Origin of the sequence: Stenotrophomonas sepilia (assembly GCF_003244875.1) — a bacterium.
GTDB lineage: Bacteria > Pseudomonadota > Gammaproteobacteria > Xanthomonadales > Xanthomonadaceae > Stenotrophomonas > Stenotrophomonas sepilia.
In genome coordinates, this window is the sequence record NZ_LXXZ01000035.1 from 1 (window position 1) to 18,906 (window position 18,906).

Here is an 18,906-nt window from a genome sequence, read left to right on the forward strand (position 1 = left end):
CCACCCCGCCTTCGACAGTTTTCCGCGATCTGCCAGGGCATTACTTGGGGTCAGATCCGTTTTCCGCAGGAAAACGTGTCTGACCCCATTTTGTTTGTCGATATCTGACAGATTTCATCCACGCATGGCGTGGATCTACCGCCCACCGGGCCAAGTCCGGGGGAGAGCCCCCTGAGTCAGGGGGCGGACGCGAAGCGGCGGGGGTCTGGGAGCTGGTAAGTGGGGCCCGCGTTTCGCGGAGCGAAGCGTGGGAGCGGCAGCGCGCATGCGATGGCCCGTTCCCAGGGCGCAGCCCTGCCGACTCCCCCGCCGGGGTAAACTAGCGCGATGGCTTCCCGTCCCGCGCACGACCTGCTCCAACGCGTCTTTGGTTACGACGATTTCCGTGGTCCGCAGCAGGACATCGTGGAGCATGTGGCTGCCGGTCACGACGCCCTGGTGCTGATGCCCACCGGCGGCGGCAAATCGCTGTGCTACCAGGTCCCGGCCCTGCTGCGTGACGGTTGCGGCATCGTCATCTCGCCGCTAATCGCACTGATGCAGGACCAGGTCGAAGCCCTGCGCCAGCTCGGCGTGCGCGCCGAGTACCTGAATTCAACCCTGGATGCCGAGACCGCCGGCCGCGTCGAGCGCGAGCTGCTCGCCGGCGAACTGGACATGCTGTATGTCGCCCCTGAGCGGCTGCTTACCGGGCGTTTCCTGTCGCTGCTGTCGCGCAGCCAGATCGCCCTGTTCGCCATCGACGAAGCACACTGCGTGTCGCAGTGGGGCCATGACTTCCGCCCCGAATATCGCCAGTTGACCGTGCTGCACGAGCGTTGGCCGCAGATCCCGCGGATCGCGCTGACCGCCACCGCCGATCCGCCGACCCAGCGCGAGATCGCCGAGCGCCTCGATCTGCAGGAAGCGCGCCATTTTGTCAGTTCCTTCGACCGCCCCAACATCCGCTACACCGTGGTGCAGAAGGACAACGCCCGCAAGCAGCTGACCGACTTCCTGCGCGGCCACCGTGGCGAGGCCGGCATCGTCTACTGCATGTCGCGGCGCAAGGTCGAGGAGACCGCTGAATTCCTCTGCGGCCAGGGCTTCAACGCTCTGCCTTACCACGCCGGCCTGCCGCCGGAAGTGCGCGCCGGCAACCAGCGCCGCTTCCTGCGCGAGGACGGCATCGTGATGTGTGCCACCATCGCCTTCGGCATGGGCATCGACAAGCCGGACGTGCGCTTCGTCGCGCATACCGACCTGCCCAAGTCGATGGAGGGCTACTACCAGGAAACCGGACGCGCAGGCCGCGATGGCGAAGCCGCCGAGGCCTGGCTGTGCTACGGCCTGGGTGATGTGGTACTGCTCAAGCAGATGATCGAGCAGTCCGAGGCGGGCGAAGAGCGCAAGCAGCTGGAGCGGGCCAAGCTCGACCATCTGCTGGGCTACTGCGAATCGATGCAGTGCCGCCGCCAGGTGCTGCTGGCCGGCTTCGGCGAGACCTACCCCCAGCCGTGCGGCAACTGCGACAACTGCCTGACGCCACCGGCCTCGTGGGACGCGACCATACCGGCACAGAAGGCGCTGAGCTGCGTCTACCGCAGCGGCCAGCGCTTCGGTGTCGGCCACCTGATCGACATCCTGCGCGGCAGCGAGAACGAGAAGGTGAGGCAGCAGGGCCACGACAAGCTGAGCACTTATGCCATCGGCCGCGACCTCGATGCACGCACCTGGCGCAGCGTGTTCCGCCAGCTGGTCGCGGCCAGCCTGCTGGAAGTGGACAGCGAGGGTCACGGTGGCCTGCGCCTGACCGATGCCAGCCGCGACGTGTTGACCGGCCGCCGCCAGATCAGCATGCGCCGCGACCCGGCCAGCAGCAGCAGCGGACGCGAGCGCAGCGCGCAGCGCACCGGCCTGTCGGTACTGCCGCAGGACCTGGCCCTGTTCAACGCGCTGCGCGGCCTGCGCGCCGAACTGGCCCGGGAACAGAACGTACCGGCGTTCGTGATCTTCCACGACAGCACGCTGCGCAACATCGCCGAGCGGCGCCCGACCAGCCTGGATGAACTGGCCCGGGTCGGCGGCATCGGCGGTACCAAGCTGAGCCGCTATGGCCCGCGCCTGGTCGAGATCGTGCGCGAAGAGGGGTAAGCCGGGCTCGGCTCTACATTGGTGCGGCTCCAACCTTGAACCGGCCATTCAGCCGGAAGTGCATCCGCACCCGCTTGCGGCTAAATTAGCGCCATGTCCCTGGCCTCGACCCTGCTCCGCGTCGTGCTCATGCTCAGCCTGTTGCTCAACGGGCTGAACGCGGCCATGGCCCGTGGTCACGAAGAAATGGGGCGGATGGCCCACGCCGCAGCCGCTGCTGTTGATGGCGGCACTGCCGACTGCCACCACCACGCCGACACGCAGGCCAACCCGGCCCCGCAGGCCAAGGCCCCGGCCCACGACGCCCACTGCCAGATCAAGGACTGCGTGCGCAGCTGCGCCCAGCACCCGCTGCTGGTGGTGCAGCCGTTGCCGTTCATTGCCGGGCCGGCACTGTCGCTGGCCCCGCAGCCGATGCCGGCCACCGGCCGGCCGGCGCCGCCGCTGCCGCCGATCTCACGCCCTCCCATCGGCTGATTCCACACGCACCGTGCGCCCTGCGCACCGCAGCCCGCCGCCTGCCGGCGTCTTTACGTGTCTGGAGTCACCACCATGAATACCCGCATCCCCCGCGGTCCGGGCGCTGTGCCCATGCCGTCGCGCCGCCTGTTCGTGCAGGGCCTGGCCGCCGGTGGCGTGGTTGCCGGCATCGCCGCTGTCGGCGTGCCGCAGCGCGCGCTCGCCGCCGCCACTGCCGCCCCACGCCTGGCCGGCGCCCCCGCCGTGCTCAGCGACACCCGCATCGAACTGGCCATCGGCGAATCGCTGGCCAACTTCACTGGCCGCACCCGTCCGGCGATCACCGTCAATGGATCGCTGCCGGCACCCATCCTGCGCTGGCGCGAAGGCCAGACCGTGGACCTGTTCGTGCGCAACACGCTGGACCGCCACCCGACCTCGATCCATTGGCACGGCATCCTGCTGCCGGCCAACATGGACGGCGTGCCCGGCCTGAGCTTCAATGGCATCGGCCCCGGTGAGACCTACCACTACCACTTCGAACTGAAGCAGTCGGGTACCTACTGGTACCACAGCCACTCGATGTTCCAGGAGCAGGCCGGCCTGTACGGCGCGCTGATCATCGACCCGGCCGAGCCGGCGCCCTACCAGCACGACCGCGAGCACGTGATCCTGCTGTCCGACTGGACCGACATGGACCCCGGCGCGCTGTTCCGGCGCATGAAGAAGCTCGCCGAGCATGACAACTACTACAAGCGCACCCTGCCCGACTTCCTGCGTGACGTGAAGCGCGACGGTTGGTCGGCCGCGTTGTCCGACCGTGGCATGTGGGGGCGGATGCGGATGACGCCCACCGACATCTCCGACATCAATGCGCACACCTACACCTACCTGATGAATGGCACCGCGCCGGCCGGCAACTGGACCGGGCTGTTCCGCAGCGGCGAGAAAGTACTGCTGCGCTTCATCAACGGCGCCTCGATGACCTACTTCGACGTGCGCATTCCCGGCCTGAAGATGACCGTGGTCGCCGCCGACGGCCAGTACATCCATCCGGTCAGCATCGACGAGTTCCGCATCGCGCCGGCCGAAACCTACGACGTGCTGGTGGAACCGACCGGGCAGGACGCGTTCACCATCTTCTGCCAGGACATGGGCCGTACCGGCTTTGCCGCCGGAACGCTGGCAGTCCGCCATGGCCTGCAGGCACCGATTCCCGCGCGCGACCCACGCCCGTTGCTGACGATGAGCGACATGGGGCACAACATGGGTAGTGGTGGCCATGGTGGCCATGACATGGCCGCGATGAAGGGCATGGAAGGCGGCTGCGGCGCCAGCATGGGCCACGGTGCGCACGGCGGTAGCGATGCCGCCAGCAAGGCACCGAAGCACCCGGCCAGCGAACGCAACAACCCGCTGGTGGACATGCAGAGCTCGGCCACCGAACCGAAGCTGGACGATCCCGGTATCGGCCTGCGCGACAACGGTCGCCAGGTACTCACCTACGGCGCGATGCGCAGCCTGTTCGAGGACCCCGATGGCCGCGAGCCGAGCCGCGAGATCGAGCTGCACCTGACCGGCCATATGGAGAAGTTCTCCTGGTCATTCGATGGCATTCCGTTCGCCAGCGCCGAGCCGCTGCGGCTGAACTACGGCGAGCGCATGCGCATCGTATTGGTCAACGACACCATGATGCAGCACCCGATCCACCTGCACGGCGTGTGGAGTGATCTGGAAAACGCGCAGGGCGAATTCCAGCTGCGCAAGCACACCATCGACATGCCACCCGGCACCCGCCGCAGTTACCGCGTGCGTGCCGATGCGCTCGGTCGCTGGGCCTACCACTGCCATCTGCTCTACCACATGGAAGCGGGCATGATGCGCGAAGTGAGGATCGAAGAATGAGCCACTCACTGCTTTCCCCCAGCCTACTGGCCCTGGGCCTGGCCGCGGCATGGCCGGTATTCGCGCAGTCGCATGCTGGCCATGACATGGACGCGATAGATCCGCCCGCAAAGACCGCCAACGCGCCGGCCGAACCGGTCGATCATTCGAAGATGGATCATTCGAAGATGGACATGGGCGCGGCGGATCACGCCGGCATGGACCACTCCACGATGGACCACTCGAAGATGGACCATTCACAGATGGACCACGAGGGGATGGGTCACGGCACGCCCGCACCGATCGAACCGCGCGAGCCGATCCCGGTTCCCACCGATGCCGACCGCGCTGCCGCATTCCCACCGATCGCGCACGATGCGATGGAGCATGCACCGCAGATCAACAGCCTGCTGCTGATCGATCGCCTCGAACACTGGGACGGCAAGAACAGCACCGGCCAGGCCTGGGAGGCCACCGGCTGGATCGGTGGCAACATCAACCGCCTGTGGTTGCGCACCGATGGCGAACGCAGCCGCGGCCGCACGGAATCGTCGTCACTGGAAGCACTGTATGGTCGCAGCGTATCGCCGTGGTGGGACGTGCTGGTCGGCGTGCGCCAGGACTTCCAGCCGGCCGACTCGCGCACCTGGGCGGCCATCGGCATCCAGGGCCTTGCACCGTACAAGTTCGAGAGCTCGGCAACGCTGTACATGGGTTCCGGCGGCCAGGTGCTGGCCAAGGCCGAGGTCGAGTACGACGTGCTGCTGACCAACCGCCTGATCCTGCAGCCGCTGCTGGAAGCCACCATCGCAGCCAAGGATGAACCGGAGTACGGCATTGGTCGCGGACTGAACAAGGTCGAAGCCGGGCTGCGCCTGCGTTATGAGTTCAGCCGCCGTTTCGCGCCGTACATCGGCATCAGCCACGAGCGCACGTTTGGCGACACCGCCGACTACGCCGGTGACCACGCGCGCGACACGCGTTGGGTGGCCGGCGTTCGCATGTGGTTCTGATCAGCGGGGTGTGAGCAACCGCCAGCCCCGGCAAACGCCGGGGCCGGCTACACTGCGCCACGTTCCAATGCAGGCTCCGCCATGTCGCTGCAGATCCGCCGCGCCACCCTTGCCGATGTCGACGCGCTGTCGGCCATCGCCATCACCACCTACAACGAAACCTGGGGCGACTCGTATCCGGCGCAGGAGCTGCAGGATTTCCGCACTACAGCAGCGAACCGCAGCGCACCGAACTGTCCGACCCGCGCAGCGCGATCTGGCTGCTGATGGACGGCAACAACGTGGTCGGCTACCTGGCTGCTGGTGCCAACACCCTGCCGCATGCCGATGCCTGCGAAGGCGACATCGAACTGAAGCGCTTCTACATCCTGGCCGACTACCAGAACGGCGGCCACGGCGCGCGCCTGATGGACGCGTTCATGGCCTGGCTGGACCAGCCGCAGCGCCGCACCCTGTGGGTGGGCGTCTGGGAGGAGAACTTCGGCGCGCAGCGCTTCTACGCGCGCTACGGCTGCAGCAAGGTCGGCGAGTACGACTTCGTCGTCGGGGATACGCGCGACCGCGAGTTCATCCTGCGCCGGCTGTGACCATGCTGCACATGTAGAGTCGAGCCGTGCTCGACTGCTTTGGCAATAGCCAGTCGAGCATGGCTCGACTCTACAAAAGCGAAGCACCTAGAAGTCGAACAACTCCGACAGGAAGCTGTCCTTCTTCTTTTTCTTGTACCCATGGCCGTACTGCTGGCCCCGGTTGTCCTCGTAGCGCTGGCCCAGGTGGCGGGTATCGCGATGCATCACCGGCGGCGGCGCAGCGGCCGGCTGTGCCTGCACAGGGGCGGGCGGCGGCACCGCAGCACCGGCGCCGGCATGTTCGATGATCTTGTCCAGCTCGCCACGGTCCAGCCACACGCCACGGCAACCGGGGCAGTAATCGATCTCGATGCCATGGCGCTCGGCCATCTGCAGGGTCTGGGTCTTGCACACGGGGCACAGCATGGGCATGGCTCCTGAAGGTCTGGCAACGACTCTACCTGCCCACGGATGACTGTGCGGCAACACATGACCGATGGCACAGGGACTTCCGGCGCGTGCCAGCCTCCCCGGCCGCCTTCCACACTGCACGCTGGTTCCGCAGGGAGTGCGTGCATGACCGTCCTGTCCCGCCTGCCCAACGCGGCGCGCCTGCTGCTGGTGCTCCTCGGCGTCGGCCTGGGCCTCAATCTGCGCGATGTCGCTGCGGCCGCAGGCGCGCCGATTCCCGCCTTGCCCATGCCCTACGGCGGCAGCCTGCTGGACAACGCACTGGCCGTGCTGCTGGCACTGCTGCTGGCCGCACTGCTGCGCCCCCATGGGGTAGGCCTGATGGCCAGCCTGGGGCTGCGCGGCAACGGCTGGCGCGGCCCGATGTGGGTGCTGCTGGCCAGCCTGCCCTGCTGGCTGGGCCTGGCGCTGCTGGGCACGCCCAACACCGCACTGACCACCCTGGATGCAACGATGCTCGCCGTGCTGTTCCCACTGGCCGAGGAAGTGCTGTTCCGCGGCCTCGGCTTCGTGTTGCTGGTGAAGCTCATGCGTGGCCCGTGGTCCCTGCTTGCGCTGCCGCAGGCGCTGCTGTTCGGTTGGGTGCACTGGCTGGGCTTCGGCGGCTTCGACGGCGGCGGCACTGCCCTGTTCGTCGGCGCGGTCATCGCACTGGGCGGCTTCATCTTCGCTTGGCTCGACCATCTGGACGGCGACACCCTGTGGTGCGGCCTGGTGCTGCATGTATCGATGAACATGGCGTGGAACGCGTTCAGCCTCGATGACGCCGTCGCGCTGGGCTGGCAGGCCACCAGCCTGCGTATCGGCACCGCGCTGCTGGCGGTGGCGGTGCTGGCCTGGCAGGTACGCCGCCGGCAGCAGCATCGGCTGTAACGCTCACTTAGCCTGGCGTGCACGCCGGGATCACCCCCGGCTTGCGCATACTTGCGCGCCTTCTGCTCCCCTGTTGTCCGGAGTTGCCGCGTCATGTTGCTGTCCAAGCGCTTTGTGGAACCGCGCGTCCTGCTGATCGAGGACGCCGAGGAAACCCAGGAACTCAGCCGCCTCGCCCTGGAAAGCCAGGCCTGCCAGGTCACCGCTGTCAGCAGTGCCGAGGCCGCGCTGGGCCTGCTCAACGCCGGCGAGCCGTTCGACCTGCTGTTCACCGACGTCTGCCTGGGCGGGATCAGCGGCATCGAAACCGCCAACCGCGTGCGCGAGCATCTGCCGCAGCTGCCGATCCTGGTCACCTCCGGCATGGACCAGCATCATGTGCTGCCGCAGCTGCGCGCCGGCATCCACTTCCTGCCCAAGCCGTACAGCATGAGCGAGCTGCTCGATGCCATCCGCCTGTGCTTCCGCCATGCAGCGGATGCCACGTTGATGCCGCCGCCGCAGGCCAGCGCGGCCTGAGGCAATCATTCACGCATGGCGTGGATTGAACCTGCAATCAACCGCTGCTGTACGGTCCGGTACCCGGGAACACCTTCAGCAGCGCGCGGGTGATCATGTCCGGATACACGGTGAAGTGATCCTGGTCATCGATCACCATGTTGTCCACCGTCAACGAGCGCCCGTTGGCGCGCAGCTGCTCGGCGAATTCGGCGTTGTGGCGCAGCATGTCGTTGCGGGTGAAATAGCGCGGCTCCGGCTTCACCGTTTCGAAGCTGCCGATCGACAGCACCACCGTGGTCGGCTGCGTGGGCGCCTTGGCCTCGGCCTGCATGCGCGGCACCCGATGGTTGTCGAACCACAGCGACGGGCTTGACAGGATGTAGGTGCGGAACATGTCTGGGCGCGTGGTCAGCACGTAGGCACCGAACAAGCCACCATAGGAATGACCGGCATAGGCGCGCCGCGCCGGATCAGTGCGGTAGCGCGCATCGATCATCGGCAGCACCTGCTCAGCGAGGAAATCACGGTAGTGCGCCGCGCCGCCGTAGCTGACGTCGTCGCTGTAGTCACGCGGATCGGTGCGCGCCGGATCGCTGGGCGTGTAATCGCGCGAGCGGCTCTGCTTGGACGTCAGGCCTTCCTGCGGCGGCAGCCCGACCAGGATGAAATCCTCGAGGTTCACGCCCTTCTGCCCCACCATGTTGCGCACGCTGCGCACCAGCGGGAAGGTGTACAGCGCATCGGTCACATACAGCACCGGATAGCGCTTCTCTGGATGCGCCGCGTAGTCAGCCGGCAGTGCTACCCAGATCGGATAATCGCGGCCCACCGGATCGTGCACGCGCAGCGCTTCGGTATCCGGCAGCACCACGCCCGGCACAGCGGTGGCCGCGCTTTCTTTCGCTTCATTCTGCGTTGCCGGTGGCGCCACCGACATCGCACAGCTACTCATGGCCAGGCAGGCCGCCATACTCCATCCACGCACACGCTGCATCCACACTCTCCCATTGCGGGCGGCGCACCGCATGGCACCGCTGCCGCATCCCTGCATGGCGTGCAGCCCGGTGCCAGTGCGGTCAGGGCGAGGCCGGCGGTGGTGCCGGGAACAGCGTGCGCAGCGCCTGCATTGCGGCCGGGTGATAGAGGGTCGCGTGGGTTTCCTCCGGCAGCGGCAGGTACTTCACCAGCGGCGACGGCGAGGCGTGCTGCAGCAATGCGGCCAGTCGTGCGGCAGAGGCGGCCAGCTCCGGCTGCCCGCTGCTGGCCAGGAACACGTGCGGCTGCGCACGCGTCACCGCAGGCAACTGCCTGGCCGCTCCGGCCAGCATCGCGCCGCGGTTCCACCACAGGCTGGGATCCAGCGCGATGTAGCTGTTGAACAGCGCCGGTTCCTGCAGCAGCGTCTCAACCACGAACAGGCCGGCCAGCGACTCACCGATCAGCGCGCGCTCGTCGGTGGTCGGGTAGCGCTGGCGTACCTGCGGCATCAGTTCATCGCGCAGAAACGTGCGGTAGGCCGCGGAACCCCCAACGCGCGGCGCGATCTTCTGGTCCTGCGGATCGCTGCTGGGGCCGGTCATGTCGCGACGGCGCTCGGTGTTCTCGATGCCGACCAGCAGGAACGGGCGCATGCTGCCATTGCCGCTCAGCACCTGCACCAGTCCTGCCACGTGCAGGAAGTCCTCACCGATGCCGCCGTCGGGCATGTAGATCACCGGCAGCGGCGCCTTCGGGTCCAGGCCCCAGGGCTGCGGGCGGTAGACATTGATGCGGCGGGTTTCACCCAGCGCCTTCGATTCGATGGTGAAGGTTTCGCCGATCACCAGCGAGGTTGCGGCCGCTGATTGTGCGGACGGCGCCGGTTCGGCGGCCATCAACGGCGCGACGGAGATGGCGGACAACAACAGCGACAGCATGATCAAGCGCATGGGGTGACCCGTCCTGGGAAAGAGGCCGAGCATAGCGCCCAGCGGCAGGCATTGGCGGCTTCTGCACGCTCAGCATCCCTGCCAGATGCATAGATCCATGCCATGCGGGGGATGACCTCCCCGCGCGCAACCGGGTACGGCTCGGTTTCCCATGCGAATCGCAGCCGAGCATGGCTCGGCTCTACAACAGTTCAACCGTCGCGGATGGGACGGATCACTGTAGAGCCGAGCCCACGCTCGGCTCAGCCCACCGCGCAAACCGCAGCCGAGCATGGCTCGGCTCTACAACACCTTGGACGTCGCAGATGCACCGATTTTTGAGTGCGTGACCCGCTGTTCCGTACCACCACGGCTGGCAAACGTGGCGCGCACTTTCCACGTTCCCCACCACGGCAAACGTGCCGTCAGCGGCAGTTACCGACATTGTCCAACGCGACCGACCGAGCGCATGAGCACATGCGTCGCGCCCTGTCGCTTGCTGCGTCGGCGCGGCCTGCGCCACCATCGTCGCGCGCCTGGATTCCGCATCGTTCTTCGGAAAATCCTCATTGAGCTCCAGGCGCAGGCGTAAACACCATACTGCGCCACCGACAACGGGTGGCAGCGGGCCTGCAAGCCCGTAATGACATTCACGCTGTTGTTTGCGCTCACCCGCCGACACCGTCTTTGGACCGTGCCGGCGGGTGATCCGTCGGCCTTCATGGCGGGCGGTGCGTGGGGGTCTTCGGACCCGCCGGTTACTACGTGATGTCATTCCGGCTTGCAGCCACGCATCGCCTGCCACCCGCCCTGCGCGGTGGCACGCCCACTCCAGAGCTGAGGAAGCCGAGATGACCGACCGTCCGCCCTATGCTTCATACGCCGCCAGCACCCACGATGACGACGACAACCCTGCGCCCGAACTGAGCACGTTTCTGGCTGCCTCAAACGCATCCGCGCGGGCGAAGGCGCCGATGGCCTGCCCTGGCCTGAAACCAGCCTATCTGCAGGGCGCGGGGTTGCCCTGTCGCGGGTGGAACGAGCCGCCATTGGCATGCTGACCGTGGCGGAAATGCTGCACGCCGCCGACCGCTGCCGAGCAATGGCCACGCCGGACCGGCATCTGGATGCCGGCGTGGTTGAAGGGCTGTTCTTTGCCTGCCGCAGTCTGGCCGAGCTGGTGTGCCGGGACGTGCGGCCGGAGTAGCCTCACCCTGTACTGCAAACCGGGCCATACTGGGGCCGGACCGGCCGGTACCGGGTCCCATCGAAACCTACAAGGAGGTTTGCGTGTTGAATGTCGTGATCGTTGCCGCGCTGGCTGCTGGCCCCGCTGCGTCCGTACCGTATGCCGATTGCCTGCTGGGCAATATCCAGCCCGGGCTGTCCGATCATGCTGTGCAACTGGTACAGCGGGCGTGTGCGGCGAAGCATCCAGACAGTTTCCTTGCCTCGCTGGAACTGGAACGCGCCTACAGCGCCCAGCGGCAGGCGCGGTTCGATGCGGATCGTGCTGCGGCGGAGCGGGCTGCGAATGCCGCCGCCAATGCTGCAGCCGTTGCCACGCAGGTGGCGGCGGAACGCGAGGCGGCGCTGGCGCGCGGCGCCAAGGCGAAATAGGCATTTTGCGAGCAACAACAAAAAGGCACCGCTGAGCGGTGCCTTTTTGAATGACTTGGGTCATTGACCGCAATGGTGGGCCGTGAAGGATTCGAACCTTCGACCAAAAGATTAAAAGTCTTCTGCTCTACCGACTGAGCTAACGGCCCATTGCACTGCCCCAGCCTTTCGGCGGGGTGGGCATTCTACCCTACTTTGGCCGGTCGCGTGAAACCCCGGTGTGTCGAGGATGCCGGCCAGCGGCCGGCACTACCAGCGGCTTAAACCTTTCGGGCCATTGTCGCATCCCATCTGTGATCCTTTCCCGGAGCCATGGATGCGCCTGATCGCCAGCCTGCTTGCCGCCCTGCTGCCCTGCGCAGCCCTGGCCGCCCCATCCCAGGTCGTCACTGACGACATCGCCCGCTTCTGGGCCACCTATGATGCGGTGCGCGCCGAACCCGATGGCGAACGCCGGGTGGCGCTGGTCCAGCAACGCTACATCGATCCCGGCAGCCCCGGGCTGCATGCGCTGATGCAGGTGCGCCACTACACTGCCCGCGAATACGCCGTGGCCATGTGGGCGTGGCCGCGCTTCTGGACGTCGGTGCGGCCGCTCACCGCCAACGCACAGCTCGCCAGCGCCACGCTGGAGCGCGACCTGACTGCGTTCCGGGCGCTCTACCCGGCACTGCGTCCAGCCACCATCACCTATGCAGTGGGCGTGCTGCGCACAGGCGGCACCACGCTGGGCAACAAGGTATTGATCGGCGCGGAGATGGCGCTCGGCGATGAGCGCGTGGACGTGAGCGAGCTGCCCGAGCCGATGCGCAGCCGCCTGCGGATCTTCTACGACAGCCGCCCCGGTGCGAACAACGCGCAGAACAACCTGCACGAATACGTGCATACCCAGCAGCGCGAGACCACCGGCAGCCTGGCCCAGTACGCGGTACGCGAAGGCGTGGCCGAATACGTGGCAGAGCGCATCAGCGGGCGCCGCCCGGCGTTGCCGCTGTACACCTATGGGCCAGCGCACGAAGCGGAAATCCGCGCGCGCTTCCGTGCGGAGATGCACGGGGACAACCTGGACAACTGGCTGTACAACAGCGCGCGCAATCCGTTCGGGGTGAGTGACCTGGGCTACTACGCCGGCTACCGTATCGCGCAGGAGTACATGCGCCAGCAGGCCGACGAGAAGGCCGGTATCGCGCGGATGATTGAGTTGGACTATGCCGATCCGGCTGCGGTGCGGGCCTTCATCGAGGCATCGGGATGGTTGCAGGCCCGCTAGGTCAAGGAGTGCGGACCAACGGTTGGCACCACCGAGGGAGTGATTGCCCCACCGGGGAAGCCGGCCAGCGGCCGGCTCTACCAGGCGCGGTCAGGCGTACCGCGTGGGGTCGGGCACGCCGGCTTCGGCGAAACCCTGCGCGCGCAGGCGGCAGGCGTCGCAGTGGCCACAGGCAGCGCCGTTGGCGTCGGCGTTGTAGCAGGACACGGTCAGGCCGAAGTCCACGCCCAGGCGCACGCCTTCGCTGACGATCTGGCCCTTGCTGAGGAACTGCAGCGGTGCGTGCACCTTGATGCCCGCGCCCTCCACACCCGACTTGGTGGCGAGGTTGGCCAGCGCCTGGAACGCGGCCACGAACTCGGGGCGGCAGTCCGGGTAGCCGGAGTAGTCGACGGCGTTGACGCCGCAGAAGATGTCATTGGCACCGAGCACTTCGGCCCAGCCCAGGGCCAGCGACAGCATGATGGTATTGCGCGCCGGCACGTAGGTGACCGGAATGCCGGCACCGCCCGCCTCCGGTACGTCGATGTCATCGGTCAGCGCCGAGCCACCGATGCTGCGCAGGTCCACGTCCACGGTCTTGTGCGCGACCACGCCCTGGGCCTTGGCCACGCGGGCGGCGGCATCCAGTTCGGAGGTGTGGCGCTGGCCGTAGCGCACGCTCAGGGCATGCACGGCAAAGCCCTGTTCCTGGGCCATGGCGATGACGGCGGCTGAATCCATGCCGCCGGAGAGAAGCACGACTGCCTTCTTCATGGGAAATCTTCCGGTTGGGAGGGGAAAGCCAGCACGCTGTCCCGCGCCGGAGCTACATCAGGGAACGCTGCGCCGGCTCATCGGCCCGGCTCGTCGTTCCACAGGATTTTATGCAACTGCATCTGGAAGCGCACCGGCAGCCGGTCTTCGACGATCCAGTCGGCCAACTGCCGCGCGCTGATCTCGCCCTTGCTCGGCGAGAAGAACACGGTGCAACGCTCCACCAGGCCGTGCTCGGCGACCATGGCCTTGGCCCAGTCGTAGTCCTCGCGGTTGCAGATGACGAACTTGATCTGGTCGCGGACGGTCAGCAGCGGCAGGTTTTCCAGGCGATTGCGGACGGCTTCGGCCGAGCCCGGCGTCTTGATGTCGACCACGCGCGACACGCGCGGGTCCACTGCACTGACATCCAGCGCGCCGGAGGTTTCCAGCGAGACATCCATGCCCGCATCGCACAGCTTCTGCAGCAGCACCAGGCAGCGCTTCTGCGCCAGCGGCTCGCCGCCGGTCACGCAGACGTGGCGGACGCCCTGGGCCAGCACCTCGGCCACGATGTCGTCGATGTCCCACCAGGTGCCGCCGTGGAAGGCATAGGCGGTGTCGCAGTACTGGCAGCGCAGCGGGCAGCCGGTCAGGCGCACGAACACGGTCGGCCAGCCGGCGGTATCGGCCTCGCCTTGCAGCGAGGTGAAGATCTCGGTGATCTTCAGGCGCGGCAGCGGCGACTGCACGATGTCGCTGGGGGTGGCGACGGCGTTTGACGGGGTAACGGCGGTCATGGCGGGTACTTCTTGGTGGGACACGTGGCGGGTGGGCTACCGTGGCCGGTAACGAAAACAGCCGAGCATGGCTCGGCTCTACAACAGCAACCGGACGGGTTTGCCGGTCCGGAAACGAAAGCAGCCGAGCGTGGGCTCGGCTCTACAGGGCACCTATTGTACGCCCGCTCAGCGGATCAGCGGATCTGCCTGCCCAGGCGGATGGACTGCAGACGGTCCTGCGCGGTGCGCGCGGCGTCCGAGCCGGGGTACTGCGCCACGACGGTCTCCAGCGTCTGCTGGGCCTGGTCGACCTTTCCCTCGCCGTACTGCGAGAGGCCGATCTTGAGCAGGCCGCCCGCGGCCTTGTCGTGGGTCGGATAGCGCGAGAGCAGCTCTCGGAACTGGGTCTCGGCCATCGGGAAATTGCGGGTGGCGTAGTAGCTCTCGCCCAGCCAGTACAGCGCGTTCGGCGCGTACACGCCGTTCGGGTACAACTCCAGGAAGCTCAGGAACAGCTGCGCCGAATCGTCGTACCTGCCGGCCTTCAACGCATCGAAGGCAACGTTGTAGGAGGTGCGCTCATCGCCGGTGGCGGCAAGGCTGCCAGCATCACCATGGACCGAAGGCGGCCGCTCGGAAGTGGCCGCCGCTGCGGGTTTTGCCGGGGCCGGTGCGGCCTTCGGCGCGCTCGCCGGAACGGGCGGCAGGGCCGGGGCGGCGTTGCCCCCTTCCAACCGGTTCAGGCGGCTGTCCAGATCCAGGTACTGGTCCTGGGCGGACTGCTTGAGCTGGGCGTTGTCATGCTGCAACTGCTCGATCGAGGCCTGCAGGCTGGTGACCTGCTGCCGCAGCTGATTGATCTGGTTCAACAGGTCCTGGTTGGCACTGTTGTTGTACATCTGCTGCTCGAGCGCGCCGACACGGTCAGCCAGGCTCTGTCGCTGTGCGTGCGCCGGTGCGGCAGCCACGAGGGCTGCCGCAACGACCAGCATCAGTTTGATGCCAATGCGCATGGATTACTGCGCGGTGTAGACGATTTCGACGCGACGGTTCTGCGACCAGCACGACTCGTTCGACTCGGTGCAGACCGGACGCTCTTCACCGTAGGACACGACGGTCAGCTGCGAAGCCGAACCACCGTTGGCCTGCAGGGCCGAGCTGACGCCGTTGCCACGACGCTCACCCAGGGCCTGGTTGTACGCGCGCGAACCGCGCTCGTCGGTGTGGCCCTGCAGGGTGATGCGCGAGGACGGACGGTCACGCAGGTACTTGGCGTGGCACGCCATGATGGCCTGGAATTCCGGCTTCACGTCTTCCTTGTCCAGGTCGAAGTAGACAACGCGCTGGCGCAGGCAGGCGTCGGTGTCCAGATCGCCCGGGCCGTACAGGCCGGAGGTCGACGGACCGGTCGGGGTGGTGGTCGAGGTGCCGGTGTCGACCGGGGCTGCCGGCTCTTCCTTCACCTTCTTCGAGCAACCGGCCAGGACGGCCACAGACAGCAGGGAAACAAGCAGAACGCGGGTGGACTTGTTCATGGCGATACCTTTGTGGCTCCTAAGCCGATGAGGGGTTCAAGACAACGAAAATATTAACACTCTTTTAGCGCTGGGTACGGTATGGGGACCATGCCGGTTCGCGCACATCACCGTCGGCCAGGACCAGGCGCTGGCGAACCCGCGCATCGGCCGAAACGGCATACAACACACCACGGCCACCTTCGCGGGCGGCGTACAGCACCATGCTTGCGTTGGGCGCAAAGCTCGGAGATTCATCCAGCGAACCCGGGGACAGCGTGCTCCAGCGGGGCGACCCCAGCGAGCTGTCCATCATCGCGATCTTGTAGCTGTTGCCCGAGCCCTGGGCGACGGCGATCTTCTTGCCATCGTAGGACACCGAGGGCTTGGCATTGTAGTTGCCCTGGAAGGTGACGCGCTCGGCGCTGCCGCCACCGGCACCGACCTTGTAGACCTGCGGACGGCCGCCGCGATCGGAGGTGAAGTACACCGCGCTGCCGTCCGGTGCCCAGGTCGGCTCGGTATCAATGGCGAAGTGGTTGGTCAGCTGGGTCAGCTGCTTGCTGCCCAGGTCCATCACGTAGATTTCCGGGTTACCGGAGCGCGACAGGGTCAGGGCCAGCTTGCGGCCATCCGGCGAGAACGCCGGGGCGCTGTTGATGCCGCGGAAGCTGGTGACCAGCTCGCGCGCTCCAGTGCCGATGTTCTGGATGTAGATGGCCGAATTGCCACGCTCGAAGCTGACGTAGGCCAGCTTGCTGCCATCCGGACTCCACGACGGCGACAGCAGCGGCTCGGCCGAGCGCACGATGGTCTGCGGGTTGAAGCCATCGGAATCGGCCACCATCAGCGCGTAGCGCATGGCGTCGCCCTTGCCACTGGCGGTCACGTAGGCGATGCGGGTCCAGAAGGCGCCGCGCACACCGGTGATCTTTTCGTAGATGGCGTCGGCCATCTGGTGGGCAACGTCGCGCATGGCGTTGCCACGGGCGGTCATCGCCAGGCCCAGCAGGCGCTCGCCCTTGGGCACGTCGAACAGTTCGTACTCGACGCGGTAGGCACCCGCACCGGCATCAAGCACGCGGCCGACCACGATGTAGTTCTGCTTCAGCGCGCGCCAGGTCGCGAACTGGATATCCCCCCCCCGCACGGGCTTCTCGACGATCTGCGCTTCCGGCAGCGTGCGGAACTGGCCCGAACGCTCCAGATCGGCACGGACCACGCCGGCGACGTCGGTCTGCGGAGCGGCCGACGAACCCTGATAGGGCATCGGCACGATGGTGATCGGCAGCGCGGAGGCATTGCCGCCGATGATGTCGATATCCAGCCCCTTCTGCTGCGCGACAGCAGCAAAGGGCAGCAACAGGGCCGCAAACACGGCAAGCCAGCGAGGCATCTTTTTCATGGAGCGCTCAATAAGGGGAAACCGGAACGAGGGATAACAAAGCGGGAGTGAACCGCTTCGCAATCATGAACCAAGGGTACGTGAATTCCGGGTCAGTTCCAGCCCGTCTTCTCACGCACCGTTAACGTCGTGGCTAACATCGCACCGTCTGCCCTGGTCACGCCGCCCCGGAGGACGGTGTTCGACAGCAGCCCACAGCCTGCCCGGTCGAAACCGAGCACACCAGAGGCAAGCGCGACAACCGTGGGCGCGGGTGGCTCGAGAGCCGCCCCGGCCCGCCGCCTCAGCGATCCTGGGCAGTAAACGTGAAGTTGAGCGTGCGTGCGAACACCGACTCGAAGCCACGGTACGGCAGCGGCTGCGCGTTGAGCACGGCGGCCTCGATCGAACGCTTGCCGGCCTCGTCGTACGGGCAGTTCGGGCTGACCTTGGCCTGCATCACCGTGCCACCCGGAATCTGGGTGATGGTGATCTGGCAGCGCTGGCCCAGCGGCACCGTGTCCGGCCGCACCCACTGCGACAGCACCTTGGCCTGGATCGCCGCGGCGTACTTGGCCGAAAGATCATCGCTGTTGCCACCACCACCGGCGGCCGGCTGGGACGCACCGCTGGAACCGGCGGCGGCACTGCCCGCGGCATTGCGGGCGGCGGCGACCTGGCGCAGCTTCTGCTCAGCCAGCTTGGCTTCCTTTTCGGCCTGTTCGCGGCGGGCACGGATCTCGGCGATCTTCTTCTGCTTCTCGGCCTCGGCCTTGTCCGCGGCCTGACGCGCCTGATCGGCCAGCTTCTTCTTCGCGTCTTCTTCCTGCTGCTTGGCCAGGCGCAGCTTCTGCTCGGCCTCTTCCTGGCGCTTGCGTTCGGTCAGGTCGATCTGCTCCTGGCGGCGCTTGGCTTCCTGCTCCTGCCTGGCCTTCTCCTGCGAGATGGCCAACGCGCTGACCGCTTCCTGGTCCTTGGTATCCGGCTGCGCGACACGCTCCTGTGCCTGTTGCTGCTGCGGCGTGGGGGCGTCCTGTGGGCGCGGCTCGGGAATCGGCTGTGGCGGCGGAATGGTGTCTTCCGGCACCGGAACCGGCTCGGCCACCGGCGGCGGCAGGTCCTCCAGCTTTTCGGACTGGCGCAGGGCCTGGCGGGCGGCGGACGCTTCGGACGCGGACAGCGCCAGGCTGGCCTCCACCGACGGATCACCGGCGGCGGCGTCGGTGTTGCGCTCGGGCGACCAGAACCAGGCCACGATGAAGACCAGCGCGACCAGCAGGTGCACCAGCAACGCCAGCGCCAGGGGCAGGCCCCAGCCGGGTTCGCGCTGCTGCGGAGGTGGCAGGGCGTCAGCGTGCATCGGTGGCCAGGCCTACCTTGTCTACCTTGGCGCGCTTGATCACATCCATCGCGGCGATGACCTTTTCATAGGCCACGGCACGGTCGGCGGCGACGATCACGCGCACGCCCTTGTCCTGGGCGGCGATGCCGGCCAGGCGGCCTTCCAGTTCCTCGGCCGACACGGCGGTCGGCTCCTTGGCGTCGGGCAGCTTCAGGCTGAGCTGGCCGTCCTGGCGCACCGAGACGATCACCGGGTCCTGCTTGCTTTCCAGCGCCTTGGCGTTGGATTGCGGTAGGTCGACGTCGAAGCTCAGGGTGAGCAGCGGCGCGGTGACCATGAAGATGATCAGCAGCACCAGCATGACGTCGATGTAGGGAACGACGTTGATTTCCGATTTCAGCTTGCGGCGCTTGCGGCGACCGATGGCAGCGGACATGGCTTGGACTCCC

At 66.9% G+C, this 18,906-nt stretch carries 19 protein-coding genes, 1 tRNA gene and 1 pseudogene; 10 read left to right on the forward strand and 11 right to left on the reverse strand.

The window, feature by feature from the left end; genetic code table 11:
- Nucleotides 1-327 precede the first annotated feature (327 nt).
- The 5 genes and pseudogenes from recQ to A7X97_RS05965 all read left to right on the forward strand — a co-directional run bounded on the left by recQ (nt 328) and on the right by A7X97_RS05965 (nt 6,076).
- Nucleotides 328-2,133 (forward strand): DNA helicase RecQ, encoded by a 1,806-nt coding sequence (gene recQ, locus A7X97_RS05945; RefSeq protein ID WP_072167681.1) that lies wholly within the window; start codon nt 328-330, stop codon nt 2,131-2,133.
- Nucleotides 2,134-2,226: 93 nt separating this feature from the next.
- On the forward strand, nt 2,227-2,610 hold the full coding sequence (locus A7X97_RS05950) for a CopL family metal-binding regulatory protein (RefSeq protein WP_088497078.1): 384 nt from the start codon (nt 2,227-2,229) through the stop codon (nt 2,608-2,610).
- A gap of 75 nt (nt 2,611-2,685) precedes the next feature.
- Nucleotides 2,686-4,497 (forward strand): copper resistance system multicopper oxidase, encoded by a 1,812-nt coding sequence (locus A7X97_RS05955; RefSeq protein WP_088497079.1) that lies wholly within the window; start codon nt 2,686-2,688, stop codon nt 4,495-4,497.
- Nucleotides 4,494-5,489 (forward strand): copper resistance protein B, encoded by a 996-nt coding sequence (locus A7X97_RS05960; protein WP_088497080.1) that lies wholly within the window; start codon nt 4,494-4,496, stop codon nt 5,487-5,489. Before A7X97_RS05955 ends, A7X97_RS05960 begins: the two co-directional genes overlap by 4 nt.
- An 81-nt stretch (nt 5,490-5,570) precedes the next feature.
- A pseudogene (locus tag A7X97_RS05965) lies at nt 5,571-6,076 on the forward strand (N-acetyltransferase family protein).
- Between the two features lie 87 nt (nt 6,077-6,163).
- Here A7X97_RS05965 and A7X97_RS05970 read toward each other — a convergent pair.
- Nucleotides 6,164-6,484: a TFIIB-type zinc ribbon-containing protein gene (locus tag A7X97_RS05970; RefSeq protein ID WP_088497081.1), complete on the reverse strand. Its 321-nt coding sequence runs from the start codon at nt 6,482-6,484 to the stop codon at nt 6,164-6,166.
- A 150-nt stretch (nt 6,485-6,634) separates the two neighbouring features.
- Here A7X97_RS05970 and A7X97_RS05975 point away from each other — a divergent pair, with 150 nt between their 5' ends.
- On the forward strand, nt 6,635-7,402 hold the full coding sequence (locus tag A7X97_RS05975) for a CPBP family glutamic-type intramembrane protease (protein WP_072167676.1): 768 nt from the start codon (nt 6,635-6,637) through the stop codon (nt 7,400-7,402).
- 93 nt (nt 7,403-7,495) lie between these two features.
- Nucleotides 7,496-7,921 (forward strand): response regulator, encoded by a 426-nt coding sequence (locus A7X97_RS05980; protein WP_061480336.1) that lies wholly within the window; start codon nt 7,496-7,498, stop codon nt 7,919-7,921.
- A gap of 37 nt (nt 7,922-7,958) precedes the next feature.
- Here A7X97_RS05980 and A7X97_RS05985 read toward each other — a convergent pair whose 3' ends face one another.
- Together A7X97_RS05985 and A7X97_RS05990 are read right to left on the reverse strand one after the other, a co-directional pair.
- Entirely contained in the window at nt 7,959-8,897 is a 939-nt protein-coding gene (locus A7X97_RS05985) for an alpha/beta hydrolase (RefSeq protein WP_072167675.1), read from the reverse strand.
- 82 nt (nt 8,898-8,979) lie between these two features.
- A complete protein-coding gene (locus A7X97_RS05990) occupies nt 8,980-9,831 on the reverse strand; it encodes an alpha/beta hydrolase (protein WP_088497082.1) in 852 nt (283 codons plus the stop codon).
- A 1,033-nt stretch (nt 9,832-10,864) separates the two neighbouring features.
- Here A7X97_RS05990 and A7X97_RS22050 point away from each other — a divergent pair.
- Together A7X97_RS22050 and A7X97_RS06000 are read left to right on the forward strand one after the other, a co-directional pair.
- Complete coding sequence (locus tag A7X97_RS22050) at nt 10,865-11,017, forward strand: hypothetical protein (RefSeq protein WP_227838078.1); 153 nt, start codon at nt 10,865-10,867, stop codon at nt 11,015-11,017.
- An 83-nt stretch (nt 11,018-11,100) separates the two neighbouring features.
- Nucleotides 11,101-11,430, forward strand: a complete 330-nt coding sequence (locus tag A7X97_RS06000) for a hypothetical protein (protein ID WP_088497083.1) — start codon at nt 11,101-11,103, stop codon at nt 11,428-11,430.
- Between the two features lie 73 nt (nt 11,431-11,503).
- Here A7X97_RS06000 and A7X97_RS06005 read toward each other — a convergent pair.
- Nucleotides 11,504-11,579: transfer RNA gene (locus A7X97_RS06005), tRNA-Lys, on the reverse strand.
- A 167-nt stretch (nt 11,580-11,746) separates the two neighbouring features.
- Here A7X97_RS06005 and A7X97_RS06010 point away from each other — a divergent pair.
- Complete coding sequence (locus A7X97_RS06010; protein WP_088497144.1) at nt 11,747-12,700, forward strand: DUF2268 domain-containing putative Zn-dependent protease; 954 nt, start codon at nt 11,747-11,749, stop codon at nt 12,698-12,700.
- A 90-nt stretch (nt 12,701-12,790) separates the two neighbouring features.
- Here A7X97_RS06010 and queC read toward each other — a convergent pair whose 3' ends face one another.
- From queC to tolR, 7 genes are all read right to left on the reverse strand, one after another.
- Entirely contained in the window at nt 12,791-13,456 is a 666-nt protein-coding gene (gene queC, locus A7X97_RS06015; RefSeq protein ID WP_061480332.1) for a 7-cyano-7-deazaguanine synthase QueC, read from the reverse strand.
- A 77-nt stretch (nt 13,457-13,533) separates the two neighbouring features.
- Entirely contained in the window at nt 13,534-14,235 is a 702-nt protein-coding gene (gene queE / locus A7X97_RS06020; protein ID WP_072167671.1) for a 7-carboxy-7-deazaguanine synthase QueE, read from the reverse strand.
- A 176-nt stretch (nt 14,236-14,411) separates the two neighbouring features.
- On the reverse strand, nt 14,412-15,230 hold the full coding sequence (gene ybgF, locus A7X97_RS06025; protein WP_053499377.1) for a tol-pal system protein YbgF: 819 nt from the start codon (nt 15,228-15,230) through the stop codon (nt 14,412-14,414).
- A 3-nt stretch (nt 15,231-15,233) separates the two neighbouring features.
- Nucleotides 15,234-15,752 carry a peptidoglycan-associated lipoprotein Pal gene (gene pal, locus A7X97_RS06030; protein WP_005418510.1) on the reverse strand — a complete coding sequence of 173 codons (519 nt, stop codon included), beginning with the start codon at nt 15,750-15,752 and terminating at the stop codon, nt 15,234-15,236.
- A 64-nt stretch (nt 15,753-15,816) separates the two neighbouring features.
- Nucleotides 15,817-17,136 (reverse strand): Tol-Pal system beta propeller repeat protein TolB, encoded by a 1,320-nt coding sequence (tolB, locus tag A7X97_RS06035; protein WP_005418511.1) that lies wholly within the window; start codon nt 17,134-17,136, stop codon nt 15,817-15,819.
- A gap of 283 nt (nt 17,137-17,419) precedes the next feature.
- The gene (gene tolA / locus A7X97_RS06040) at nt 17,420-18,475 is read right to left on the reverse strand and encodes a cell envelope integrity protein TolA (RefSeq protein ID WP_069139342.1); all 1,056 of its coding nucleotides are present in this window, start codon (nt 18,473-18,475) and stop codon (nt 17,420-17,422) included.
- Nucleotides 18,465-18,893 (reverse strand): protein TolR, encoded by a 429-nt coding sequence (tolR, locus tag A7X97_RS06045; RefSeq protein WP_005410751.1) that lies wholly within the window; start codon nt 18,891-18,893, stop codon nt 18,465-18,467. The genes tolA and tolR overlap by 11 nt, the downstream gene beginning before the upstream one ends.
- Nucleotides 18,894-18,906: the final 13 nt, after the last annotated feature.

Excerpts from the sequence above, each read along its gene's own strand:
- recQ (WP_072167681.1), top strand. The coding sequence starts at position 328 with ATGGCTTCCCGTCCCGCGCACGACCTGCTCCAACGCGTCTTTGGTTAC.
- A7X97_RS05950 (WP_088497078.1), top strand. The coding sequence starts at position 2,227 with ATGTCCCTGGCCTCGACCCTGCTCCGCGTCGTGCTCATGCTCAGCCTG.
- A7X97_RS05955 (WP_088497079.1), top strand. The coding sequence starts at position 2,686 with ATGAATACCCGCATCCCCCGCGGTCCGGGCGCTGTGCCCATGCCGTCG.
- A7X97_RS05960 (WP_088497080.1), top strand. The coding sequence starts at position 4,494 with ATGAGCCACTCACTGCTTTCCCCCAGCCTACTGGCCCTGGGCCTGGCC.
- A7X97_RS05970 (WP_088497081.1), bottom strand. The coding sequence starts at position 6,484 with ATGCTGTGCCCCGTGTGCAAGACCCAGACCCTGCAGATGGCCGAGCGC.
- A7X97_RS05975 (WP_072167676.1), top strand. The coding sequence starts at position 6,635 with ATGACCGTCCTGTCCCGCCTGCCCAACGCGGCGCGCCTGCTGCTGGTG.
- A7X97_RS05980 (WP_061480336.1), top strand. The coding sequence starts at position 7,496 with ATGTTGCTGTCCAAGCGCTTTGTGGAACCGCGCGTCCTGCTGATCGAG.
- A7X97_RS05985 (WP_072167675.1), bottom strand. The coding sequence starts at position 8,897 with ATGCAGCGTGTGCGTGGATGGAGTATGGCGGCCTGCCTGGCCATGAGT.
- A7X97_RS05990 (WP_088497082.1), bottom strand. The coding sequence starts at position 9,831 with ATGCGCTTGATCATGCTGTCGCTGTTGTTGTCCGCCATCTCCGTCGCG.
- A7X97_RS22050 (WP_227838078.1), top strand. The coding sequence starts at position 10,865 with ATGCTGACCGTGGCGGAAATGCTGCACGCCGCCGACCGCTGCCGAGCA.
- A7X97_RS06010 (WP_088497144.1), top strand. The coding sequence starts at position 11,747 with ATGCGCCTGATCGCCAGCCTGCTTGCCGCCCTGCTGCCCTGCGCAGCC.
- queC (WP_061480332.1), bottom strand. The coding sequence starts at position 13,456 with ATGAAGAAGGCAGTCGTGCTTCTCTCCGGCGGCATGGATTCAGCCGCC.
- queE (WP_072167671.1), bottom strand. The coding sequence starts at position 14,235 with ATGACCGCCGTTACCCCGTCAAACGCCGTCGCCACCCCCAGCGACATC.
- ybgF (WP_053499377.1), bottom strand. The coding sequence starts at position 15,230 with ATGCGCATTGGCATCAAACTGATGCTGGTCGTTGCGGCAGCCCTCGTG.
- pal (WP_005418510.1), bottom strand. The coding sequence starts at position 15,752 with ATGAACAAGTCCACCCGCGTTCTGCTTGTTTCCCTGCTGTCTGTGGCC.
- tolB (WP_005418511.1), bottom strand. The coding sequence starts at position 17,136 with ATGAAAAAGATGCCTCGCTGGCTTGCCGTGTTTGCGGCCCTGTTGCTG.
- tolA (WP_069139342.1), bottom strand. The coding sequence starts at position 18,475 with ATGCACGCTGACGCCCTGCCACCTCCGCAGCAGCGCGAACCCGGCTGG.
- tolR (WP_005410751.1), bottom strand. The coding sequence starts at position 18,893 with ATGTCCGCTGCCATCGGTCGCCGCAAGCGCCGCAAGCTGAAATCGGAA.